Genomic DNA, 20,576 nt, shown 5'->3' on the forward strand with positions numbered 1-20,576 from the left:
TCAGTAACCAAAATTTTAAAAGCGAATGCCCTGCAACAAACCCAAATAATACAATCATTTAGTGTTGTATATTTGCACCAAATACTATTTGTTTTGCGAGAAATTCTTACCCAAAAAATAAAATTGTCCACAAATAAAGTCTCTGTGTCCATAAGGCGTGAAGACCTCATTCACCCATTTATTTCCGGGAATAAATTTCGAAAATTGAAATACAACTTGATTCAGGCAAAAGCCGAAAACAAGGATGTCCTCCTCACTTTTGGAGGAGCATTTTCTAACCATATTGCCGCTGCCGCCTATGCTGGAAAACAATATGGATTCAAAACCATCGGAATTATTCGTGGAGATGAATTGAGGGAAAAAATTTCTGAAAACCCCACCTTGAAGTTTGCCCAAAATTGCGGAATGCAATTCAAATTCGTCACTCGTGAAGCCTATCGCCATAAAACCGAAGCTGATTTTTTGGAGCATTTAAAAGAAGAATTTGGTGATTTTTATCTTGTTCCCGAAGGAGGAACCAATGAATTTGCCGTCAAAGGTTGCGAAGAAATATTGACCAAAGAAGATGCTGAATTTGATTTTGTCTGTTGTGCCGTTGGAACTGGAGGAACAATTTCGGGTCTAATAAACAGTATTTTGCCACACCAAAAAGTTTTGGGGTTTCCATCCTTGAAAGGGGACTTTTTAAAAGAAGATATTCGTAAATTTGCCCGAAACCAGAACTGGGAAGTAATCACCGATTACCATTTTGGGGGGTACGGTAAAGTCAATCCGGAGTTAATCGCTTTCATCAACCAGTTTTTTGAAGAAAACAAAATTCCTTTGGATCCAGTTTATACGGGAAAGATGGTTTTTGGCGTTATGGATTTAATCCAAAAAGATTATTTTCCGGAAAATTCAAAAATTTTACTCATTCACACTGGCGGACTTCAGGGAATAGCAGGAATGAACATCAAATTAAAAAACAAACGTTTACCAACAATAGCCATAGATGTATAAAAAGATACTACTCCTAATCGTAATTTTAACCTTGATCGGTTGCAATACTTCCAAGTCGGTAATTGTAACCACAAAGGCAGGAAATTCAAAGTATAAAAAGACAACTTCCGCGGCGAACAAAAAGAACGAAACAACACAATCGGCCTCCAAAACGGTGGTGACTTCGGATTTGATAAACGGTTATGTGTTTCATTATAAAGACATAGCGATGAGCAACATGCGGAATTACGGCATTCCGGCGAGTATTATTTTGGCCCAAGGAATTTTGGAGTCGGCTGCCGGACAGAGTAAATTGGCATCAACGGCCAACAATCATTTCGGGATAAAATGCTACAAGGATTGGAAAGGAGAAACCACGAATCACGATGACGACGCCATCCAAGAATGTTTCAGAAAGTATAAAACCCCGCAAGAATCCTATCAAGATCATGCCGACATTCTCTCCAAAAGAACCCGGTATGCCACTTTATTTAGCTTGAAAAAAGGCGATTACAAAGCTTGGGCCAAAGGATTGAAAGCAGCCGGTTATGCCACGGATCCCAATTATCCAGAGAAATTGATTAATTATATCGAACGCTACCATTTGGATCAATACGACAACTTGGTTTTGGGCAAGGATTATGTTTTGGACAAAAGCCAAAATGCGCCAACGTCAACCAGGCCGGTTGCAAGCCGACAAGCCAATCAATACGAAGTCCAAAAAGGGGATACTTTGTATTCCATTTCCAAAAAATTCAATATTTCCATCGAAGAGTTAAAAAGACAAAACAATATTTTTGACAATGCCATTTCGATAGGGCAAACCATACTAATAAAATAAAGATTATGTTGTATCAAAGAAGCAGCCAGCTTTTTGCTGAAGCCGAAAAAGTAATTCCGGGTGGTGTAAATTCGCCTGTTCGTGCCTTCAAAGCCGTTGGAGGAACACCCATTTTTGTCAAAAGCGCCAAAGGAGCTTATTTATTCGACGAAGATGGAAACCAATTAATAGATTACATCAATTCTTGGGGGCCAATGATTTTGGGACATGCTTTCCAACCCGTTGTAGATGCCGTAATCGAAAAAGCTAAACTGGGTACTTCTTTCGGAATGCCGACGGAATTGGAAACCCAAATCGCAGCTTTGGCCGTTTCAATGGTGCCCAATATCGATAAAATCAGGTTTGTTAATTCTGGTACCGAAGCCTGTATGAGCGCGATTCGTTTGGCTCGTGGATTTACCAAAAAAGACAAGATAATAAAATTTGCCGGATGTTATCACGGACATTCCGATTCGTTTTTGATTCAAGCCGGAAGTGGAGCCATTACTTTTGGTTCACCAAATAGTCCAGGAGTTACTGCTGGAACAGCCAAAGATACTTTGCTTGCAAAATACAATGATTTAGACAATGTCAAAGCTTTAATCGAAGCTAATAAAAGTGAAATAGCAGCCATAATTGTAGAACCAGTTGCTGGAAATATGGGTTGTATTCCACCAAATAAAGGATTTCTCGAAGGCTTGCGCCAATTGTGTACAGACAACGAAATTCTCCTAATTTTCGATGAGGTAATGACAGGATTCCGACTTGCAAGAGGTGGGGTTCAGGAATTGTTCAACATCAATGCCGATATTGTTTGCTTCGGAAAAGTGATTGGTGGCGGTTTGCCGGTGGGCGCTTTTGCAGCCAGAAACGAAATTATGAATTATTTGGCTCCATTAGGACCTGTTTATCAAGCGGGAACTTTATCTGGAAATCCATTGGCGATGGCTGCCGGATTGGCGATGTTGCAAGCTTTGGATTCTGATAGAGAAATTTTCAAAAGATTGGAAGAAAAAACAGCTTACTTGGCTGCGGGAATTGACAAGGTTCTAAAAGCAAACAAGGTAGATTTTACCATCAACAGGGTGGGTTCCATGATTTCGGTGCATTTTGATGCCGCTCCCGTTTATGACTTTCAAACTGCGGCAAAAGGCGACAATGAAATCTTCAAAAAATTCTTCCACGGTTTGTTGAAAGAAGGTATTTATATAGCGCCATCGGCCTATGAAACTTGGTTCATCACCGATGCGCTTTCTTATGAAGACCTTGATTTTACGATTAAAGCCATCGATAAAGTTTCCAAAACGTTTTAGTGATTAATACCATTTAGAAATATAAAATAATCCAATTCTTGCTCCCTCTCCTTTGGAGAGGGTTGGGGAGAGGTAAAAAAAAACTTCCGGAACCACCCGGAAGTTTAACTAACTAACCAATTTAACTAACTATTTTTTTAACCTCTTCTTTCTTGATTTTTTGGATGTTTTCCTTGTTGGTTACCTTGGCGATTTCCTTTGCGGTCACCCTGATGTTCTTCTTTTAAAGCAGTCCATTTTTCAAATTGCTTTTCATTTAGTATTTTTTGCATTCTTTTTTTGGCGGCAATTTGTTCATCAAGCATTTTGCTTTTCATGGCGAAACGCTCGTCGCTGGTAGGCTTTGTTCCTTTTTCCCTCATCGCTTTCATTGCGGTTTTATGCGCCTCCATTTTGGTGTTCTTGTCGGCAATAAAGGCTTTTATCTCTTTTTGTTGCGACTCGTTTAAGTCTAGTTCCAGGGTAAGTTTTTTTACTTGCAATTCACTTCTTTGTTCTGAAGTGAATTGATCCATCCCGTTTCCTTGATGCTTGTTGTTTCTTGGTTGCGCCATTATGGTCATCCCGGCCATAAGGAAGGTCATTAAAATTATTTTTTTCATTTCTTTTAATATTTATGTTATAGTGATAAGACGCAGAAGGATGACAAAGGTTTAAATGTTAACAAAAAATTATGGTTTGGTTCTTGAAATCAGGTATTTAATTATGGAAAATATTTTTTTTTCAAGTATGATTGCAATCATAATCAATCGGTTAAAGTATTGCCAAATTTGTACAAGAAATTTAAAACCTAACTTTTATGTACAAATTATCTTTATTTATTGTTGCACTAATTATGTTTACTTCTTGCGGAAAGAAGGAAAATTCAAATGAAGACTTTTCAACAGGAGAAGCTGCTACCGAAACGGCCGCAGATCCATCTACTTATGATCCAAATAGAGGTTTGGGGAAATATAGTTCTGTGGATTTAGGCGAAAAACTCGATGTGGCAATGGCTACCGAAGGTGAAAAAATCCAATCTGTAAAATGTTCTGCTTGTCATAAATTGACAGACGAAAAATTGGTTGGACCAGGTTGGAAAGGAGTTACGGAACGTAACAAACCCGAGTGGATTATGAACTTCATTACCAATCCGGATCCAATGATTGACAAAGACCCTAAACTTCAAGCCCAATTGGAACTTTGTTTGTTACGTATGCCAAATCAATCCCTTACCGATGCCGATGCAAGAAATATTCTGGAGTTCATGCGCCAAAACGACGGTGTAAAATAAACAATCGAAAACCAAATTAATAACCAATTAACATGAAAAATAAATTTTTGAAAGCGACGCTGGCTCTTACCATGGCAGCCGTATTTTTTACTTCTTGTAAACCTAAGAATTCAGGAGATGTCGTGAGTGGTGATGCTGCGCAAAAAGCGTATGTGGCACCGGGAAAATACGATGAATTTTACAATTTTGTTTCGGGAGGTTTTAGCGGTCAAGTGAGCGTTTACGGATTGCCAAGCGGAAGACTTTTGAGAGTGGTTCCTGTTTTTTCGGTAGATCCACAAAGTGGTTATGGCTACAGCGAAGAAACCAAACCAATGTTGAACACTTCTCACGGATTTGTACCTTGGGACGATCAACACCACGTTGAAATGTCTCAAACCAATGGTGAAGTGGACGGTCGTTGGCTTTTTGCCAATGCCAATAATACGCCTAGAATTGCTCGTCTGGATTTAAAAACTTTTAGAACCGCCGAAATTATTGAGTTGCCAAACAGTGCAGGAAATCACTCTTCCCCATTTATTACCGAAAATACGGAATATGTGGTGGCTGGAACTCGTTTTAGCGTTCCACCGGATAATGCCAACGGTGATGTGCCAATCAACACATACAAAGAAAATTTCAAAGGATATTTGAGTTTTGTAAAAGTGGGCAAAGAAGGACAAATGGATCTTTCTTTTCAAATAGAAGCACCGGGAGTAAACTTCGACTTGAGCCACGCCGGTAAAGGCAAATCGCACGGTTGGTTTTTCTTCTCGTGTTACAATACTGAGCAGGCAAATACATTACTTGAAGTAAATGCCTCCCAAAAAGATAAAGATTTTATCATGGCTGTGAACTGGAAGAAAGCTGAAGAATACATCAAAGCGGGTAAAGGAAAAAAAGTGCCTGCAAAATATGTTCACAATACTTGGGACGAAAAAACACAAACAGCCAAATCTGAAATGAAATCGGAAGTGTTGGTTTTAAGTGCCAAAGAATTAAAAGACATTTGTTACATGATTCCTTGTCCAAAATCACCTCACGGTTGTGATGTGGATCCAACGGGAGAATACATTGTGGGTTCAGGAAAACTGGCTGCCTTGATTCCTGTATTTAGTTTCGACAAATTGCAAAACGCCATCAAAAACAAACAATTTGACGGAGATTATGAAGGAATTCCAGTGGTGAAATATGAAGCAGCTCTTCACGGAGAAGTTCAAAAACCAGGTCTTGGTCCATTGCATACCGAATTTGACGGAAAAGGAAATGCTTATACCACGTTCTTCGTTTCTTCCGAAGTGGTGAAATGGGACATCAAATCATTGAAAGTCTTGGATAGGGTTCCAACGTATTATTCTGTGGGTCACTTGTGTATTCCTGGTGGAGACAGCAAAAAACCATTCGGAAAATACTTGATCGCCTACAATAAAATTACCAAAGACAGATACTTGCCAACGGGACCTGAATTGGCCCAAAGTGCACAGATATTTGACATTAGCGGTGACAAAATGCAGTTGATTCTGGATTTTCCAACCATTGGAGAACCCCATTATGCACAAGCTGCTCCAGCCGATTTGATTCGAAATAACGGCCAGTTGAAGTTCTTCAAAATTGAAGAAAACAAACACCCATTTGCGACCAAAGGAGAAAAAGAGGCCAAAGTGGTTCGAGAAGGCAATAAAGTGCATGTCTACATGACATCGATTCGTTCCCACTTTGCATCGGACAATATCGAAGGAATAAGAGTGGGTGACGAGGTTTATTTCCACGTAACCAACTTGGAACAAGATTGGGATGTGCCTCACGGATTTGCCATAAAAGGAGCAGACAATGCAGAATTGTTGATTATGCCTGGCGAAACTTGCACCTTAAAATGGGTTCCTAAAAAAGTGGGTATCTTCCCATTCTATTGCACCGATTTCTGCAGTGCTTTGCACCAAGAAATGCAAGGTTACGTAAGAGTTTCTCCTGCAGGAAGCAAAGTGCCTTTGACTTTTAGCTTGGGAACAAATCTTCCAGCAGTTAAATAATTATTTTCTTTAATCTAAAGGGAACAAAGTCTCTTTGTTCCCTTTTTTTATACCAACAATTAGTATGAACACTTCAAAAATAGCTGTATTTTCAAAAGTAGTTCTTTTGGCTGTGAGTGCTTTGTTTTTTGCTTCCCTTTGGTTTCCAATGTGGAGAATTGAACTCGAAGCACCTCAATATCCCGAAGGTTTGGTCTTGCAATTGCACGCCAACAAAATTGGCGGAGATGTCGAAATCATCAACGGATTGAATCATTACATCGGAATGAAAACCCTGCATACGGAGGACTTTCCCGAGTTTCAAATATTGCCTTACATCGTCGGATTTTTTGGATTATTTGCATTGGCAATGGTTTTTGTGAATAAAAGAAAAGGCGTGATTGCACTGTTTTCGTCTTTTATACTTTTCGGAGTTTTGGCAGGCGTGGATTTTTACAGATGGAATTATGAATACGGACACAATCTCGATCCAAATGCCGCAATCGTGGTGCCGGGAATGGCGTATCAACCGCCTTTGATTGGTTATAAACAACTGTTGAATTTTGGGGCTTATTCCATTCCGGACGTTGGGGGTTGGATGTTGATTGCAGCGGGAGTATTGCTTTTTATTGTTGTGGCAAAAGAAACGCATTTGGTAAACAGGATTTTTAGAAAACCCAAAATAGACGCCGTTTTAATTTTGTTCTTGTCCCTTTCTTTTATGTCCTGTGGAGATTTCAAAGTCGAGCCCATTAAATTGAATGCCGACAATTGCGACTTCTGTAAAATGAGCATTGCCGACGGAAAATATGCGGCCGAAGTAATTACCCAAAAAGGGAGAGTGTACAAATTTGACGATATTAGCTGTATGGTCAATTATTGCAAAGAAAACGCCAATACAAAAATGGGGGCTTATTACGTAAGTGATTTCACCAAAGACAACAATCTAATTCCAGCCGAAACTGCTTTTTTTCTTTCTGGAGGAACGATTCAAAGTCCGATGCACGGTGGAATCATTGCTTTTCCGTCTGAAAAAGAAAGTAAAGAATTTGCCGCCAAATTGAATGCAAAACCTATTAATTGGGAAACGATTATATCTAAATAATCTTTGTCAAAGTTCAAAACTTTGACAAAGATATTTTTCACAAACAATGAAAAAAATCTTTTACATATTTCTTTTGTTTTCTTCCTTTCTTCAAGCCGGAGTGATTGAAGTTGGTGCCAATAAACCCATAAAATCAATCAAAAAAGCCATCGCATTGGCCAAAGTGGGCGACACGGTTTTGGTTCACAAAGGACATTATAAAGAAGGAAACATCATCATCAACAAGAGGATAGTTTTTATTGGCAAGAATTACCCAATTCTGGACGGTCAAAAGAAATACGAAGTCTTGTCCATAAAAGCCGACGGCGTAATTGTTAGAGGCTTCAAGGTAATAAAATCGGGTTATGCCACGCTCGAAGATCCTTGTGGAATCAAGGTGTACAACAGAAAGAACGTCATCATCCAGAACAATATCCTCGACGATAATTTCTTCGGAATCTACATTCAAAACGGAGCCAATTGCATTGTCAAAAACAACAAGATTTTGGCTTACGGCAAAGAAGAACAACGTATCGGCAACGGAATTCATTGCTGGAAAAGTGACAAACTCCAAATTATTTCCAACACCATTTCGGGTCATCGCGATGGCATTTATTTTGAATTTGTAACCAATTCGATAATTAAAGGGAATTTTTCCACCAAGAATATCCGCTACGGATTGCACTTTATGTTTTCCAATGACGATGCCTATATTTCGAATGTTTTCAAAAACAATGGCGCCGGAGTTGCCGTGATGTTTACCAAAAGAGTCAAGATGCTCAACAATCATTTCGAGGAAAATTGGGGCGATGCCGCTTACGGATTGTTCCTCAAAGAAATCTCGGACAGTTACATCATCGGGAACAAATTTGCTCGGAACACTTCGGGAATCCACATGGAAGGAACGACCCGGATTTTGGTTCAAAAAAACATCTTTGAAGCCAATGGTTGGGGAATGAAAATCCAGGCCAGTTGTATGGAAAATGAAATAAAAAGCAATAATTTCTTGGGCAACACTTTTGATATCAGTACTAACGGAAGTCTGGTTCTAAATACCTTCAACGGCAATTATTGGGACAAATACGAAGGCTATGATTTAGACAAAAATGGAGTGGGCGACGTGCCATTTCATCCCTTGAGTTTGTTCGCCGTCATTACCGAAAACAATCCTTCGGCGATGCTGCTTTTCAGGAGTTTCATGATTACGCTTTTGGACAAATCGGAGAAAATATTGCCCAGTATCACGCCAGATAATTTTGTTGACAAAACCCCATTAATGCATTCGTTACCCTTATGATTGAAATTAAAAACATATATAAAAAATTCGGAAAATTAGAAGTCTTGAACGATGTCAATCTTGTTTTCAACAAAGGAGAATGCATCGCGCTAATTGGTCCAAACGGTTGCGGAAAAACCACCTTGATAAAAAGTATTTTGGGAATGGTCATTCCTACCAAAGGTAATATTTTGTTTGATGAAAAATCGATATTAAATAAATATAAATATCGCAACCAAATTGGCTATATGCCTCAAATAGGGCGTTATCCCGATTACATGACGGTGGGTCAAATCATCGAAATGATCAAGAAAATCCGAAATTCAGACGAAGTTTTGGACGAAGATTTAATCAAGGCTTTCGAACTCGAAAAAATATTCGACAAACAAATGCGAACACTTTCCGGCGGAACCACCCAAAAAGTGAGTGCGATTTTAGCTTTCTTGTTCAATCCCGACGTGTTGATTTTGGACGAACCAACGGCAGGTTTGGATCCATTGGCTTCGGAAATATTGAAGGAAAAAATTATCAAGGAACGAGAAAAAGGAAAACTCATCTTGATTACTTCCCATCTTTTGAGCGAACTCGACGACATGATCAGCCAGATTATTTTTATGCAAGACGGCAAAGTCCATTTTCATAAAACCATAGCCGATTTGTTGGAATCAACAAACGAACAAAAAATATCCAAGGCAATTTCAAGTATTTTGAAATCAAATAACTAAAATATAAATTAATCTCATTTCGGCTCCCTCTCCTTTGGAGAGGGTTGGGGTGAGGAAAAAAACGAAAGCAATGAACAGAATCATTAAAATCATATTTCTCGACATTCTAAAAAACAAGATCGTGTTGGCTTACACCTTGATTTTAGCTTTGCTTTCCTGGAGTTCTTTCGGATTGGAAGACAATTCGGCCAAGGGATTGCTCACGATTTTGAACGTAATTTTATTTACGGTTCCCTTGGTTTCCATCCTTTTTGCAACGATTTATTTGTACAACAGCTCCGAGTTTATTGAACTTTTGTTGAGCCAACCGGTGAAAAGAAAGAAGATTTGGTTGAGTTTATTCCTCGGTTTGTCGCTGTCAATGGTTTCGGCTTTTTTTATTGGAGCAGGAATTCCACTTTTGGTTAATGCACCAGACAGCGTTGGGATAATGATGGTAATTGTGGGCTGTTTGATTTCCCTGATTTTTGTGGCTTTGGCGTTTTTGAGTTCGATTCTTACCCGAGACAAAGCCAAGGGAATTGGCATTTCCATAATGACGTGGTTGTTTTTTGCCCTGCTTTTTGATGGAATGGTTTTGTTCTTGTTGTTCCAATTTTCAGATTATCCCATCGAAAAAGCAATGGTGGCGGTTACCGCTTTTAGTCCTATCGATTTGGCGCGAATCCAAATCTTGTTGCAGCTTGACGTCTCGGCAATGATGGGTTATACTGGAGCTATTTTCAAGGATTTTTTCGGAACCGGATTAGGATTAACGGTTTCATTCCTATTATTGTGTTTGTGGATAATAATTCCGTTTTATGTTTCCCTTAAAAAATTTAAAAATAAAGATTTGTAAAAAAGTTAAAAAATGAAATGAGCATAATCGATAAATTGGTCACAAAAAACAATGGTGATATGCGAAACGAAGTTCGATGACAAAAAAAAACAATATTAACGGTCATCAATTACATATGACCGATAAAAAACAATAAATATCAACATATGAAAACAGATATCAAGAATAGGGCAGACATTGAGAAGTTGGTTGATGTTTTTTACGGAAAAGTAAGGGAGGATGCGGCAATCAGCTGTTTTTTTAATGATGTCGCCAAAGTAAACTGGGAAAATCATTTGCCTACAATGTGTGATTTTTTTGAAAACATTTTGCTGTCTTCTGGAAATTATGAAGGAAATCCGATGGATGCCCACGAGAAATTACACAAAAAAAGTGAAGTAAAAGTAGAACATTTTCAACATTGGATTGTCTTGTTTGATACCACTGTCGATGAATTGTTTGTAGGTGCAAAAGCCGAGGAAATCAAGCAAAGAGCCACCAATATTGCTGCAGCAATGATGCACAAGGCGCATAGATAAATCGTAAAATCATTCCATGAAAAAAGCGTGAGTTGCTGTAACTCACGCTTTTTTGTTTAACCTATATAGAAGTGAATTAATAATTTATTTTGGAAGTAATACATCGCCAATCACGTGAATAATCCCGTTTGATGTTGGAATGGAAGCCACGATTTCTGAACCGTTGACAAAGGTTTTGTCTCCTTTTTTGGTGATTTTTACTTTACCGCCAAAGACCATGTCGAACTCTTGACTGTCTTGCATATATTCTGTTTTCAAGGTGCCCACATAAGTATGATAACCTAGGATATTGGCCAAGTCTTCCTTTTTTTCGGGTTTCAATAAACCTTCTACAGTTCCTGCAGGAAGTTTGTCAAAAGCGGCATTTGTTGGCGCAAAAACGGTGAATGGACCAGCATTGCTCAAGGCATCTACCAATCCGGCGGCTTTTACGGCTGCAACAAGCGTAGTGTGGTCTTTGCTTCCAGAGGCAACCTGCACAATGTTTGGTGCCGAAGTTTCGTCTTGGACACTCGATTGGCCTGTAGCTTGGACTTCCGTGGTTTCGGTTGAGGTTTCTGTTGTGGATTCGCTATTTTGTTTGCAACCAAAAGCGGCAACAAAACAGGTAATTAACATCAATTGGATAGTTTTTTTCATAATTAAGATGCTTAAGTTTATCAAGCAAAGCACTTAATTTTCAAACACTTATTTTATGAGTGCAATCATAAAAGGGGTTTGTTTTTAATTTTTTTTGAAGAAAAACAGGAGATAAATCCAATTCCTGGACGTAAACCAAAATAGCCAAAAAAAAGCAATACATTGACCTTTGCCAATGTATTGCTTTTTTTTATTTGTTGGTTTTGTTTTTCAAAGTCAAATCAAACACGAACCAGGCAAAGGCGACAATTCCGATTCCGAAGATGCTGTCTCCTATGGCGCGAAGCCATTTCAATACAATCATTGTTGGTTCCTGCATCAATTCGGAGGAACGGGCATGCCACATTCCTTTTTCAATGCTTTCAATGGCTTGCCAAATTCCTATTGGCAATAAACTCAACATAGCCATTAAAAACAGACCGATATTTAGTGACCAGAAAGTAGTTCCAATCAGCTTGTTGTTCCATTGGATATTTCGGTACAAACTTCTCAGAACGAATAATATCAATCCTATTCCAAGCATTCCATAAACGCCAAACAAAGCGGTATGTCCGTGAAGCGGCGTGGTATTCAATCCTTGAACATAATACAACGCTATCGGCGGATTAATTATAAATCCGAAGATTCCGGCTCCAAGGAAATTCCAGAACGATACGGCCAGCATAAAATAGATGGGCCATTTGTAATCTTCAATCCATTTTGTGGATTTTGAAAGTTTGTAATTATGATAGGCTTCATAACCGATAAGTGTCAAGGGCACAATTTCCAATGCACTAAAAGTGGCTCCCAAGGCCATTACGGCAGTTGGAGTTCCGGTAAAATACAAATGGTGAAAAGTTCCCAAAATTCCGCCAGACATAAATACGATGGTGGAAAACAAAACATTCAGAGTCGCCGTTTTTGTTTTCAAAAGGCCTAAACGTACAAAAAGGAAAGCGATTACAACTGTTGCAAAAACCTCGAAGAATCCTTCAACCCACAAATGGACAACCCACCATCTCCAGTATTCGGCAATGGCAAGATTGGTTTGTCTTCCCCACATCAATCCTGCGGAATAGAAAAGCGCAATGGCAGAACAGGAAATTAAAAACATGATGATCAGATTCTTTTCTTCCGTTTTTCTTTTTAAGATGGGCAAAAGCGGACGAACCATTAAAGCCAACCACAAGAAAAGTCCAATGAGCAAGAAAATTTGCCAAAAACGACCTAAATCTACATATTCATAACCTTGATGTCCAAACCAGAAATTTTCAATTAGGTTCAATTTTTGCATCACTCCAAACCATTGGCCTGCCATAGATCCCAAAACAATAATTAGCAAGGCAATAAACAGGAAGTTTACTCCGAAACACTGAAATTTAGGGTCCTTGCCTGAAACCGCCGGGGCAATGTACAATCCTGTGGCAAGCCAAGCGGTGGCAATCCAAAAAATGGCTAATTGGGTGTGCCAAGTTCTGGTTACGGCATAAGGCAAGATTTGGTCTATTGGAATTCCGTATAAACCACCGCCTTCAACACCGTAATGTGCCGTAATGATTCCTAACAACATTTGTAGAATCATCAATAAGCTGACCACCCAGAAATATTTTTTCACCAAATGCATCGATGGTGTCATTCCTTGTTTCAAAAGCGGGTCTTCCGCAGGAGTGGGTAAGGTTTCGTCCTCGCCCGATTTTGCGTGGTAAAAAACCAATAGTCCGATACACAAAATCAACAAAATGATGCTTACCCCGGACCAAGCCATCAAATCGGTGGTGGCTTTGTTTCCCACCAATTCATCGGCAGGCCAGTTGTGCGTATAGGATATGTCTGAATTGGGACGATTGGTAACCGTCGCCCAAGTTGCCCAAAAGAAGAAGGCACTCATTTTGTGCATTTTAGCTTCGTCTTTGATGGCGTTTTTAGGGATGGCATAATCTTTTCGCAACTGGTCAAATTCGGGCGAATCCATGAACAATCCCTTGTAATAGTTGCTTAAATGCTTGATGGCCAAAGCCCTGTTTTGCGAAAGGGTTATGGTTTTCGAGTTGTCGTCATATTTGTTGTCACGCAAATCTGCCTGTAAACGGATTTTAAGGGCAGCCTGTTTTTCCTTGTCCAACGCATCAAAATCTTTTCCAAAATCTTTGTTGGCATAAATATTCAAGATGAAAACGGCTTCCCTGTGAAGCCAGTCGGCTGTCCAATCCGGGGCAACATAAGCTCCGTGACCCCAAATGGTTCCCACTTCCTGTCCACCCATGCTTTGCCAAATATTTTGGCCGTCTTTTATTTCCTCTTCCGTGAAAATAACTTCATTGTTCACCGAAATTATTTTTTCGGGGACAGGAGGAGCCTGTTGGTAAATTTCGTAGCCATAATAGCCCAAAACGCAAAAGGACAGGATTGTAACCAATGCAAAACCTATCCACAATTTCTTTTCTCTATTCATTGTATTTCTTTTTTTATTCTTAATAATGATGCAAATATATGCAAACAAAATAATAGTGGATAAGTTTATCTACTATTATTTTAAAGAAAATGAATTACATAAAAGAAAGCGGCTCTAAAAGGCTTCGGTTCGAACGGGTTTTTTCAGAAAATTATAAAGGAGGATTGTTTTTGACTTTTTTAATGGAAAAATAGGCGACATATCCAATTCCGATGAATAACAGTATCGCAATGCCAAATAGAATGTAATTCACGTAGGGAATAGGGATGTAGCTAAAGGAAGCCAGACCCTGCACGGCCAAAACAATTTCGTTCAACAACACTCCAATCGAGAACAGGAATAGTCCATATTTTATGTTCTTGTTGATGATTATCAGGTGATTGGCGTAAATGTAAAAAAGTATAAACAAGCTGATTATGGCCAGCAAAACCAAATGTAAATAGGCAATGACGATGGGTCTAAATCCAAAAGCCAATTCGCTAAGAAAAGGAATTGTCGATCCCAATTGCAGCAACAATTTGATGCTCAAGGCAAAACTAACGAACAACAAAATGTATCGCAATAGTGGAGAAAAATTTTTCAGGAAATCTTTCTTTGTTTTTACTAAAATTATCAAAAGTTTGAACCAAGCAAAAACTTGGATTAGTGCGGCAATCACCGCAATTGCATAGAGCCAAAGAGGCAAATCCAGCCAAAGCGTTGACAAAAAATAAGCGGGTACACAAGCTGCAGCAAACAATTTAAACGAAGTTTCATAAAAGGGATTTTCAGATTTTTGAAGGTTTAAAAAACCAAAAGCCAAACCTATGCAAGCAAAGAAAAACCAACCGTTATACTGAAAGTGCAGATAAAAATAAATCGAGGAATGGTACAAATCCAACACGACATTTTTGCTCGCCATCATATAGGCGAGATAAAAAGTACCCAAAGACGAAATGACATTGAAAAACACGGCCGCTTTTAACCAATTTTTTGCAATACAATCGGTATCCAATAATTTTAAATCCTTGATAAATCGGTAGGCAAAAACATAGGAAACGAATATGGATGCCGTGGATAATACAATGGAAACCAATCCGTAGCCTTCGATGATGAAGGAAACCAGCATTCCGTAGGAACAAATCAAGTTGGCAATAATGATGTTTTTATATTTATTCCCGTCGAAATTTTGAATTTTTGTTTGAAGAAAATACACCATCAAAGCCATTAAAGTGTGGCTTAACCAACCTGCAAAAGCAAAATGCGAATGCGAATGTTGCAGATGTTTTTGGTCAAAATACGGAAATTCGAAACCTATTTTATATCGCATCAAAACACCAAGTGCCGCAACGATACAAAGGTTCAACAACGAAATTTTTAGCCAAAATTTAATCTTCAACATTAATAATATATTTTGTGATTGATAATTTCCACTTTATTGTTTTTGTTCATTTGGGCAAAAACCCGAATAACGGTTTCTACCCGCAATCCTGTATAATTGGCGATTTCCTGTCGGGTGTACGGAATCAAGATTTTTTCATTGGCACATCCTGATTTTTTCTTGAAGGAATTTAAAAAAGCGACAATCCTGAACTCGGGTTTTTGATTGATGATTTCTTTCGAAGTTCTTGATTTCGAATGAATTTTTTGTGCCATTAAAATCAAAAAGAATTTCTGGATCGACGGATATTCATCGAGGATTTTGAAAAACTTGTCCTTGGATAATTTTATGATGGTGCTGTCCTGAATCGTCACGGCTTTGGAAGGATAGGTTTCATTGATAAACAATGGAGGTTCGCCAAAACCGTCTCCTTTGCAAAAAATCCCTTGGGTAAATTCCTTGCCCTCGTCATTCGAATTGAATAATCTTACACTTCCATCAAGGATTTGGTAATAAAAATTAGCTACTTCATCTTCATCAAAAATAATTTCATTTTTCTTGTATTTTTTGGAAACGGCGCCCCAAGAATAAAGTAAATCTATGTCTATTTGCATATCTGATTGTAGGGTAATTTTATGTATTTTTCGTAGTTTACTTGGCAAATACAACTGATGGCCACAAATTTAATTTTTATAAAGTTAAAAAAATTATGACCGGAATCATAAAAATAATTTTAATTCTAGACCTATATTTGCATTGTGAAAAAGATAATATTCCTATTAGCGTTGTTCATGTTACTGAAGCCGGTACTTCCGGTTATAGATTATGTAGTTAATTATGAGTATATTTCTACCGTGCTATGCGAAAATAAGGCCAAGCCAAAAATGCATTGCAATGGTAAATGTCATTTGATGAAAGAGCTTGCCAAAACTTCCGAAAATGAAGCGCCAATTTCTTCAGACAAAAAAATGGCTGCACAACAATTTGAAGTCTTGTTTTTGGAAGAAATCAAATCTTTCAAAATTGCACCCATTTATTTTTTCGAAACACAACAAACAAACAGCAACTATTCTAATTTATACTTCCGTTTGAATACTGCTTCTGTATTTCATCCGCCGATTTTCATTTCATAATTTTTCAAGTTTTTACATTGACTTTATTCGATAATGATACTATCGATCTGTCTTTTATTATCAAAATTTAAAAAAATATAAAATGAAATTTTTAAGAATATTACCATTGGTTTTAGTAACCATTTTTGCGGCATGTACTTCAGACAATGATGATGCGCCAGTTGACGAATTAGCAGGATTGACCAAATTTAAAGAAATCTCCAACACGACCCACACCATAGAATTGTACAAACACATGGGCGGTCTGGAGCAAGGTTTCAACGAAATCGCATTAAAAATCAAGGACAAAACAAGCAATCAATACATAACAAATGCCACCGTTTCCTGGATGCCTTTGATGCACATGACGATGAAGACGCACTCTTGTCCAAAATCGCCGGTGACGAAAGTATCAACAGAAGGGTCTGTTTATGAAGGATACATTGTTTTCCAAATGGCTCAAAACGCCACGGAATATTGGGATTTAAAAATAGATTACACCATCAACGGCACGGCATATACTGCCACGTCTGTTATTGATGTTCCCGCTTCTACAAAACAAAGAGTGACCACTTTTACGGGTTCTGACAATGTGAAATATATTGCTGCTTATGTTGACCCACACCATCCAAAAGTAGGAATCAACGATATGGTGGCAGGTGTTTGGAAGATGCAGGATATGATGACTTTTCCGGTTGTGGACAACTACAAATTGAAAATTGACCCAAGAATGCCAAGTATGGGCAATCATAGTTCTCCCAACAATGTGGATTTATCCCAAATAGCTGCAGGTGATTTATACAACGGAAAATTGTCGTTGACCATGACGGGTTATTGGAAAATAAATTTGCAATTACTCAACGCTTCAGGAACTGTCTTGAAAGGCGAAACCATCACCGATGCTGTTCCGGCAAGCAGCATTTACTTCGAAATAGAGTTTTAAAAACACAAAAATCTTTGCCAAAGTATAGGCTTTGGCAAAGATGATTTTACAATTTTAAAAATGAAAAACTTTATAATTAGTATAGGGTTGTGTTCTCTCATTACCACAATTGGTATAGCCCAAGAAAAACCCGCCGACACCATAACTCCAAAGGATTTGAAGGAAGTGATTGTCATTGGAAAGAAATCCCAATTGTATCAAAAACAGGCCAAACCATTGGCGACCATTGACGAATATCTGCAACAATCCACCAAAGTGGACATGATCAGGCGAGGGAGTTATGCTTGGGAACCAATGATTAATAGCATGACCACCGAAAGAACCTTGGTAACCATCGATGGAATGCGTGTTTTTGGGGCTTGCACCGATAAAATGGATCCGATAACTTCCTATGTCGAGGTTTCCAATTTGTCCGAAGCGACGATAAAATCAGGTCAACAAGGCAGTTGTCACGGTGCAACCATTGGCGGCTCGATAGATTTGCAAAGAAACCGCAGCGGATTCTCGGATTTGGGTTGGGACACTTCCGTAAATACGGGTTTTGAAACCAACAGCCAACAAAAAATTGTGGGTTCGGCCGTAAATTATACTGATAAATCGTTTTACATCGACACGGATTTCATGTTTCGGGATGCCGAGAATTATACCGATGGAAATGGGCAGGAAGTGCAATTTTCACAGTTCCGAAAATTCAATGTTTCGGCAACTTCTGGTTTTTCTTTGGCCGAAAATAAATTGATTGAAGGTTCGATAATTTATGATAAAGCGACCAATGTGGGTTATCCGGCCTTGCCGATGGATGTTTCCTTGGCCGAAGCGTTAATCACTTCATTGAAATTTGAGTATGTTCCAATATCGTCCAAAATCACGAATTGGGAAACTAAAATGTATTACAATACCATCACTCACAAAATGGATGACACCAAGCGACCTTCGGTTCCAATTCACATGGACATGCCGGGTTGGAGCGACACTTTCGGGTTTTATTCAAAGCTAAAAGGAGTTCTTAATAGCCATCATTTTCTAGCTGATTTGAACTCATTTTACAATCGTTCAGTAGCCGAAATGACGATGTATCCAGCGGATTCGAACGAAAAATTGATGTTCATGTACACTTGGCCAGACGTGAAAACGTTTTATTCTGCATTGTTCTTGGAAGACAATATTGCTCTGAATTGTCATTCGAGTTTGAAGTTTTCGGGAAGTTTGGCGAATCATTATAATCAGGTTGCCAGTCAATTAGGTTTAGAAAGTTTGCAAATTTTTTATCCTAATATGAAAGAGAGCAAAAACCGAATTTTGCCAAGCATTTCTTCTAATTATTTGTTCGATGAAAATGGTTTTTCGTATGGTTTTGGTTTAGGATATGGCGAGCGTGCACCATCGGTTTCAGAAGGCTACGGATTTTATTTGTTCAATAGTTTTGATAATTATGATTACATTGGAAATCCAGAGATGAAAAACGAAAATTCAATCGAAGGAAACTTATTTATTGGCTACAAAACCCAAAAATGGAGTGCAAAAATGTCATCTTCCTATTTCCATGTTTCCAATTATATCGTAGGAAAACCAGACGAGACTTTGGTACCAATGACCATTGGTGCCAGCGGAGTAAAAATCTATACAGCCCTTGATTATGCTGCAATTTTCAACACCGATTTGAATTTAGAATACCAGTTTTCAACAGATTGGAAATTGAAAGGACAATTGGTTTACAGCTACGGAAAAGATTTCGAAGACAAGAATTTGCCTTTCATAAGTCCGTTGCGTTATTTTTCTTCCTTGAATTTCAAAAAGCAAAATTTTTCATCGGAAATTGCCGTTCAGGGGAATGCAACCCAAACCCAATACAGCCCTTTTTACGGAGAAGACAGAACGCCTGATTATGCCATCTTGAATTTTGATGCTGGATATTCTTTTGCTTTCGAAAAAGTGAAATGCAATGTAAAAGTAGGAATAGAGAATATTTTCGATACTAATTATTCCACTTTTTCGGACTGGAACAACATTCCCAGAAAGGGAAGAAATTTCTTTTTGAATGTTGCTTTTGGATTTTAATGTTGCTAAAAAGCCTCTCCAATATTCAAATAGACGCTGGCATAATCTTTACTGATTCCAAAATCGAAAGCCACATTTACTTTGGTGTATTTGTTGAATTTCAATCTAACTCCTGCTCCAACCGCGGGTTGCCAATGTTTAAAATGTTGGCTGTCGTATTCCGATGCTGAAGTGGTATTGGCAAACAGGACACCACCCACAAAACCATTTGGCGTAATGTTGAATCGGTATTCGGATTCAAAAAAGAGCATGGCATTGCTTCGATACCTGTTTTTTTGAAGTCCTCGCGATGACATTCCGGTGCTGGGTTCTGTTCTTGTGGAAGGCAAATCGAAATAGGGAACCTTGCCCGAAATAATTGACCAATAATATGACCGAAATCCCAAAACACTTCGGGCGTAAGGGATTGAAAAATATTTCCGAACATCAAAAAAAATGGATTGCCATTTGTTGTCACTCCCAAAAGAGGGACTGTTGTAGAGATAAGTAAAACTGGAGTAAAACCCTTTTTGGGGATTGATGATGTTCTTCCGGTTGTCATAAACGATGGGGAAAGACAGTCCGGAAGAAATGCTTTTTCGGGTGGTTGTCTCAGGGGATTCAGTATTGTCCGCATCGATGTTGGAATCTTTTATCTCAAGTTCGTAATGCTCGTCAAATTGATAGCCCAATCCGACGGCGAGGTTGGGAAAAATCCCTTTCAATACATTTTGATGAAAACGAATTTGTTTGCCGTCAACCAATGTTTCGTTGCTTTCGGGAGTGTTGCCTCCCAGACCCCAAGTGTCCTGCGGGAAGTTTAACGCAAAATATTCGCCAACAAAATTCCAGCTGTTTTCCTTGAGCCAAATCGTGGGATATAGTTCAATGCCGTATTGATTATTAAATGAAATATAGGGAATAAGATAAACGGTGGAATTGTTGGTATTGGATTTGTCGCCCAACAAAAATGTCGCGTTGAAAGAAGAAACCAGCACTCTTTCGCCTGCGTTTCGGGCATCGGTCGGGAAAAACGAAAAATTGACTTTCTTGTTTTGAATCTTTTCCTGACTCTTCTTGATTTTGAATAATTGAATCAAATAATCGACCCCGTCTTTTTGGATAATGGTGTCGTTGTCGGGCGTGATAAAATAAATGTCCTTGTCTTGGGCCTTGACGTCAAGAACTGCCAATAGCAACAGTAGAGGTAAAAGAAATTTATTTTTCATTCCATAAAACTA

19 protein-coding genes are annotated in these 20,576 nt (G+C 38.6%); 13 read left to right on the forward strand and 6 right to left on the reverse strand.

The window, feature by feature from the left end; translation table 11 throughout:
- The first annotated feature begins 144 nt into the window (after positions 1–144).
- Genes OZP13_RS18485 through hemL form a run of 3 tightly spaced genes read left to right on the forward strand, consistent with a single transcriptional unit; the run spans position 145 to position 3,111 of the window.
- Positions 145–999 carry a 1-aminocyclopropane-1-carboxylate deaminase/D-cysteine desulfhydrase gene (locus OZP13_RS18485; protein WP_432419464.1) on the forward strand — a complete coding sequence of 285 codons (855 nt, stop codon included), beginning with the start codon at positions 145–147 and terminating at the stop codon, positions 997–999.
- Positions 992–1,819, forward strand: coding sequence for a glucosaminidase domain-containing protein (locus OZP13_RS18490; RefSeq protein WP_281298173.1), 828 nt, complete (start codon positions 992–994; stop codon positions 1,817–1,819). The genes OZP13_RS18485 and OZP13_RS18490 overlap by 8 nt, the downstream gene beginning before the upstream one ends.
- Before the next feature lie 5 nt (positions 1,820–1,824).
- Positions 1,825–3,111, forward strand: a complete 1,287-nt coding sequence (hemL, locus tag OZP13_RS18495) for a glutamate-1-semialdehyde 2,1-aminomutase (protein ID WP_281298174.1) — start codon at positions 1,825–1,827, stop codon at positions 3,109–3,111.
- A 137-nt stretch (positions 3,112–3,248) separates the two neighbouring features.
- Here the strand turns inward: hemL and OZP13_RS18500 are convergent, their stop codons facing one another.
- Positions 3,249–3,713, reverse strand: a complete 465-nt coding sequence (locus OZP13_RS18500) for a DUF4890 domain-containing protein (RefSeq protein WP_281298175.1) — start codon at positions 3,711–3,713, stop codon at positions 3,249–3,251.
- A gap of 197 nt (positions 3,714–3,910) precedes the next feature.
- Here OZP13_RS18500 and OZP13_RS18505 point away from each other — a divergent pair, with 197 nt between their 5' ends.
- From OZP13_RS18505 to OZP13_RS18535, 7 genes are all read left to right on the forward strand, one after another.
- Positions 3,911–4,384: a c-type cytochrome gene (locus OZP13_RS18505; RefSeq protein ID WP_281298176.1), complete on the forward strand. Its 474-nt coding sequence runs from the start codon at positions 3,911–3,913 to the stop codon at positions 4,382–4,384.
- Between the two features lie 32 nt (positions 4,385–4,416).
- Positions 4,417–6,393 (forward strand): Sec-dependent nitrous-oxide reductase, encoded by a 1,977-nt coding sequence (gene nosZ, locus OZP13_RS18510; RefSeq protein WP_281298177.1) that lies wholly within the window; start codon positions 4,417–4,419, stop codon positions 6,391–6,393.
- Between the two features lie 64 nt (positions 6,394–6,457).
- On the forward strand, positions 6,458–7,477 hold the full coding sequence (locus OZP13_RS18515) for a nitrous oxide reductase accessory protein NosL (RefSeq protein ID WP_269241602.1): 1,020 nt from the start codon (positions 6,458–6,460) through the stop codon (positions 7,475–7,477).
- A gap of 46 nt (positions 7,478–7,523) precedes the next feature.
- Positions 7,524–8,753, forward strand: a complete 1,230-nt coding sequence (locus OZP13_RS18520) for a nitrous oxide reductase family maturation protein NosD (RefSeq protein ID WP_281298178.1) — start codon at positions 7,524–7,526, stop codon at positions 8,751–8,753.
- Positions 8,750–9,457, forward strand: a complete 708-nt coding sequence (locus OZP13_RS18525) for an ABC transporter ATP-binding protein (RefSeq protein WP_281298179.1) — start codon at positions 8,750–8,752, stop codon at positions 9,455–9,457. The genes OZP13_RS18520 and OZP13_RS18525 overlap by 4 nt, the downstream gene beginning before the upstream one ends.
- 70 nt (positions 9,458–9,527) lie before the next feature.
- Positions 9,528–10,295 carry an ABC transporter permease subunit gene (locus tag OZP13_RS18530; protein WP_281298180.1) on the forward strand — a complete coding sequence of 256 codons (768 nt, stop codon included), beginning with the start codon at positions 9,528–9,530 and terminating at the stop codon, positions 10,293–10,295.
- Between the two features lie 146 nt (positions 10,296–10,441).
- Complete coding sequence (locus OZP13_RS18535; RefSeq protein ID WP_269241609.1) at positions 10,442–10,813, forward strand: group III truncated hemoglobin; 372 nt, start codon at positions 10,442–10,444, stop codon at positions 10,811–10,813.
- Between the two features lie 84 nt (positions 10,814–10,897).
- Here OZP13_RS18535 and OZP13_RS18540 read toward each other — a convergent pair whose 3' ends face one another.
- The 4 genes from OZP13_RS18540 to OZP13_RS18555 all read right to left on the reverse strand — a co-directional run bounded on the left by OZP13_RS18540 (position 10,898) and on the right by OZP13_RS18555 (position 15,857).
- On the reverse strand, positions 10,898–11,452 hold the full coding sequence (locus tag OZP13_RS18540) for a fasciclin domain-containing protein (RefSeq protein ID WP_281298181.1): 555 nt from the start codon (positions 11,450–11,452) through the stop codon (positions 10,898–10,900).
- A gap of 190 nt (positions 11,453–11,642) precedes the next feature.
- Positions 11,643–13,883, reverse strand: coding sequence for a nitric-oxide reductase large subunit (locus OZP13_RS18545; RefSeq protein WP_281298182.1), 2,241 nt, complete (start codon positions 13,881–13,883; stop codon positions 11,643–11,645).
- A gap of 151 nt (positions 13,884–14,034) precedes the next feature.
- Positions 14,035–15,264, reverse strand: a complete 1,230-nt coding sequence (locus OZP13_RS18550) for a hypothetical protein (RefSeq protein WP_269241611.1) — start codon at positions 15,262–15,264, stop codon at positions 14,035–14,037.
- Entirely contained in the window at positions 15,264–15,857 is a 594-nt protein-coding gene (locus OZP13_RS18555) for a Crp/Fnr family transcriptional regulator (RefSeq protein WP_269241612.1), read from the reverse strand. Before OZP13_RS18555 ends, OZP13_RS18550 begins: the two co-directional genes overlap by 1 nt.
- A 144-nt stretch (positions 15,858–16,001) precedes the next feature.
- Here OZP13_RS18555 and OZP13_RS18560 point away from each other — a divergent pair, with 144 nt between their 5' ends.
- The 3 genes from OZP13_RS18560 (at position 16,002) to OZP13_RS18570 (ending at position 19,356) form a co-directional block, all read left to right on the forward strand.
- Positions 16,002–16,376: a hypothetical protein gene (locus OZP13_RS18560; RefSeq protein WP_349293486.1), complete on the forward strand. Its 375-nt coding sequence runs from the start codon at positions 16,002–16,004 to the stop codon at positions 16,374–16,376.
- 82 nt (positions 16,377–16,458) lie between these two features.
- A complete protein-coding gene (locus OZP13_RS18565) occupies positions 16,459–17,298 on the forward strand; it encodes a hypothetical protein (RefSeq protein ID WP_281298183.1) in 840 nt (279 codons plus the stop codon).
- A gap of 60 nt (positions 17,299–17,358) precedes the next feature.
- Positions 17,359–19,356 (forward strand): TonB-copper family protein, encoded by a 1,998-nt coding sequence (locus OZP13_RS18570; protein ID WP_281298184.1) that lies wholly within the window; start codon positions 17,359–17,361, stop codon positions 19,354–19,356.
- A 5-nt stretch (positions 19,357–19,361) separates the two neighbouring features.
- On the opposite strand, the gene OZP13_RS18575 is transcribed toward OZP13_RS18570, so the two are convergent.
- Positions 19,362–20,564: a BamA/TamA family outer membrane protein gene (locus OZP13_RS18575; protein ID WP_281298185.1), complete on the reverse strand. Its 1,203-nt coding sequence runs from the start codon at positions 20,562–20,564 to the stop codon at positions 19,362–19,364.
- Between the last annotated feature and the right edge of the window lie 12 nt (positions 20,565–20,576).

Origin of the sequence: Flavobacterium limnophilum (assembly GCF_027111315.2) — a bacterium.
Classification (GTDB): domain Bacteria; phylum Bacteroidota; class Bacteroidia; order Flavobacteriales; family Flavobacteriaceae; genus Flavobacterium; species Flavobacterium limnophilum.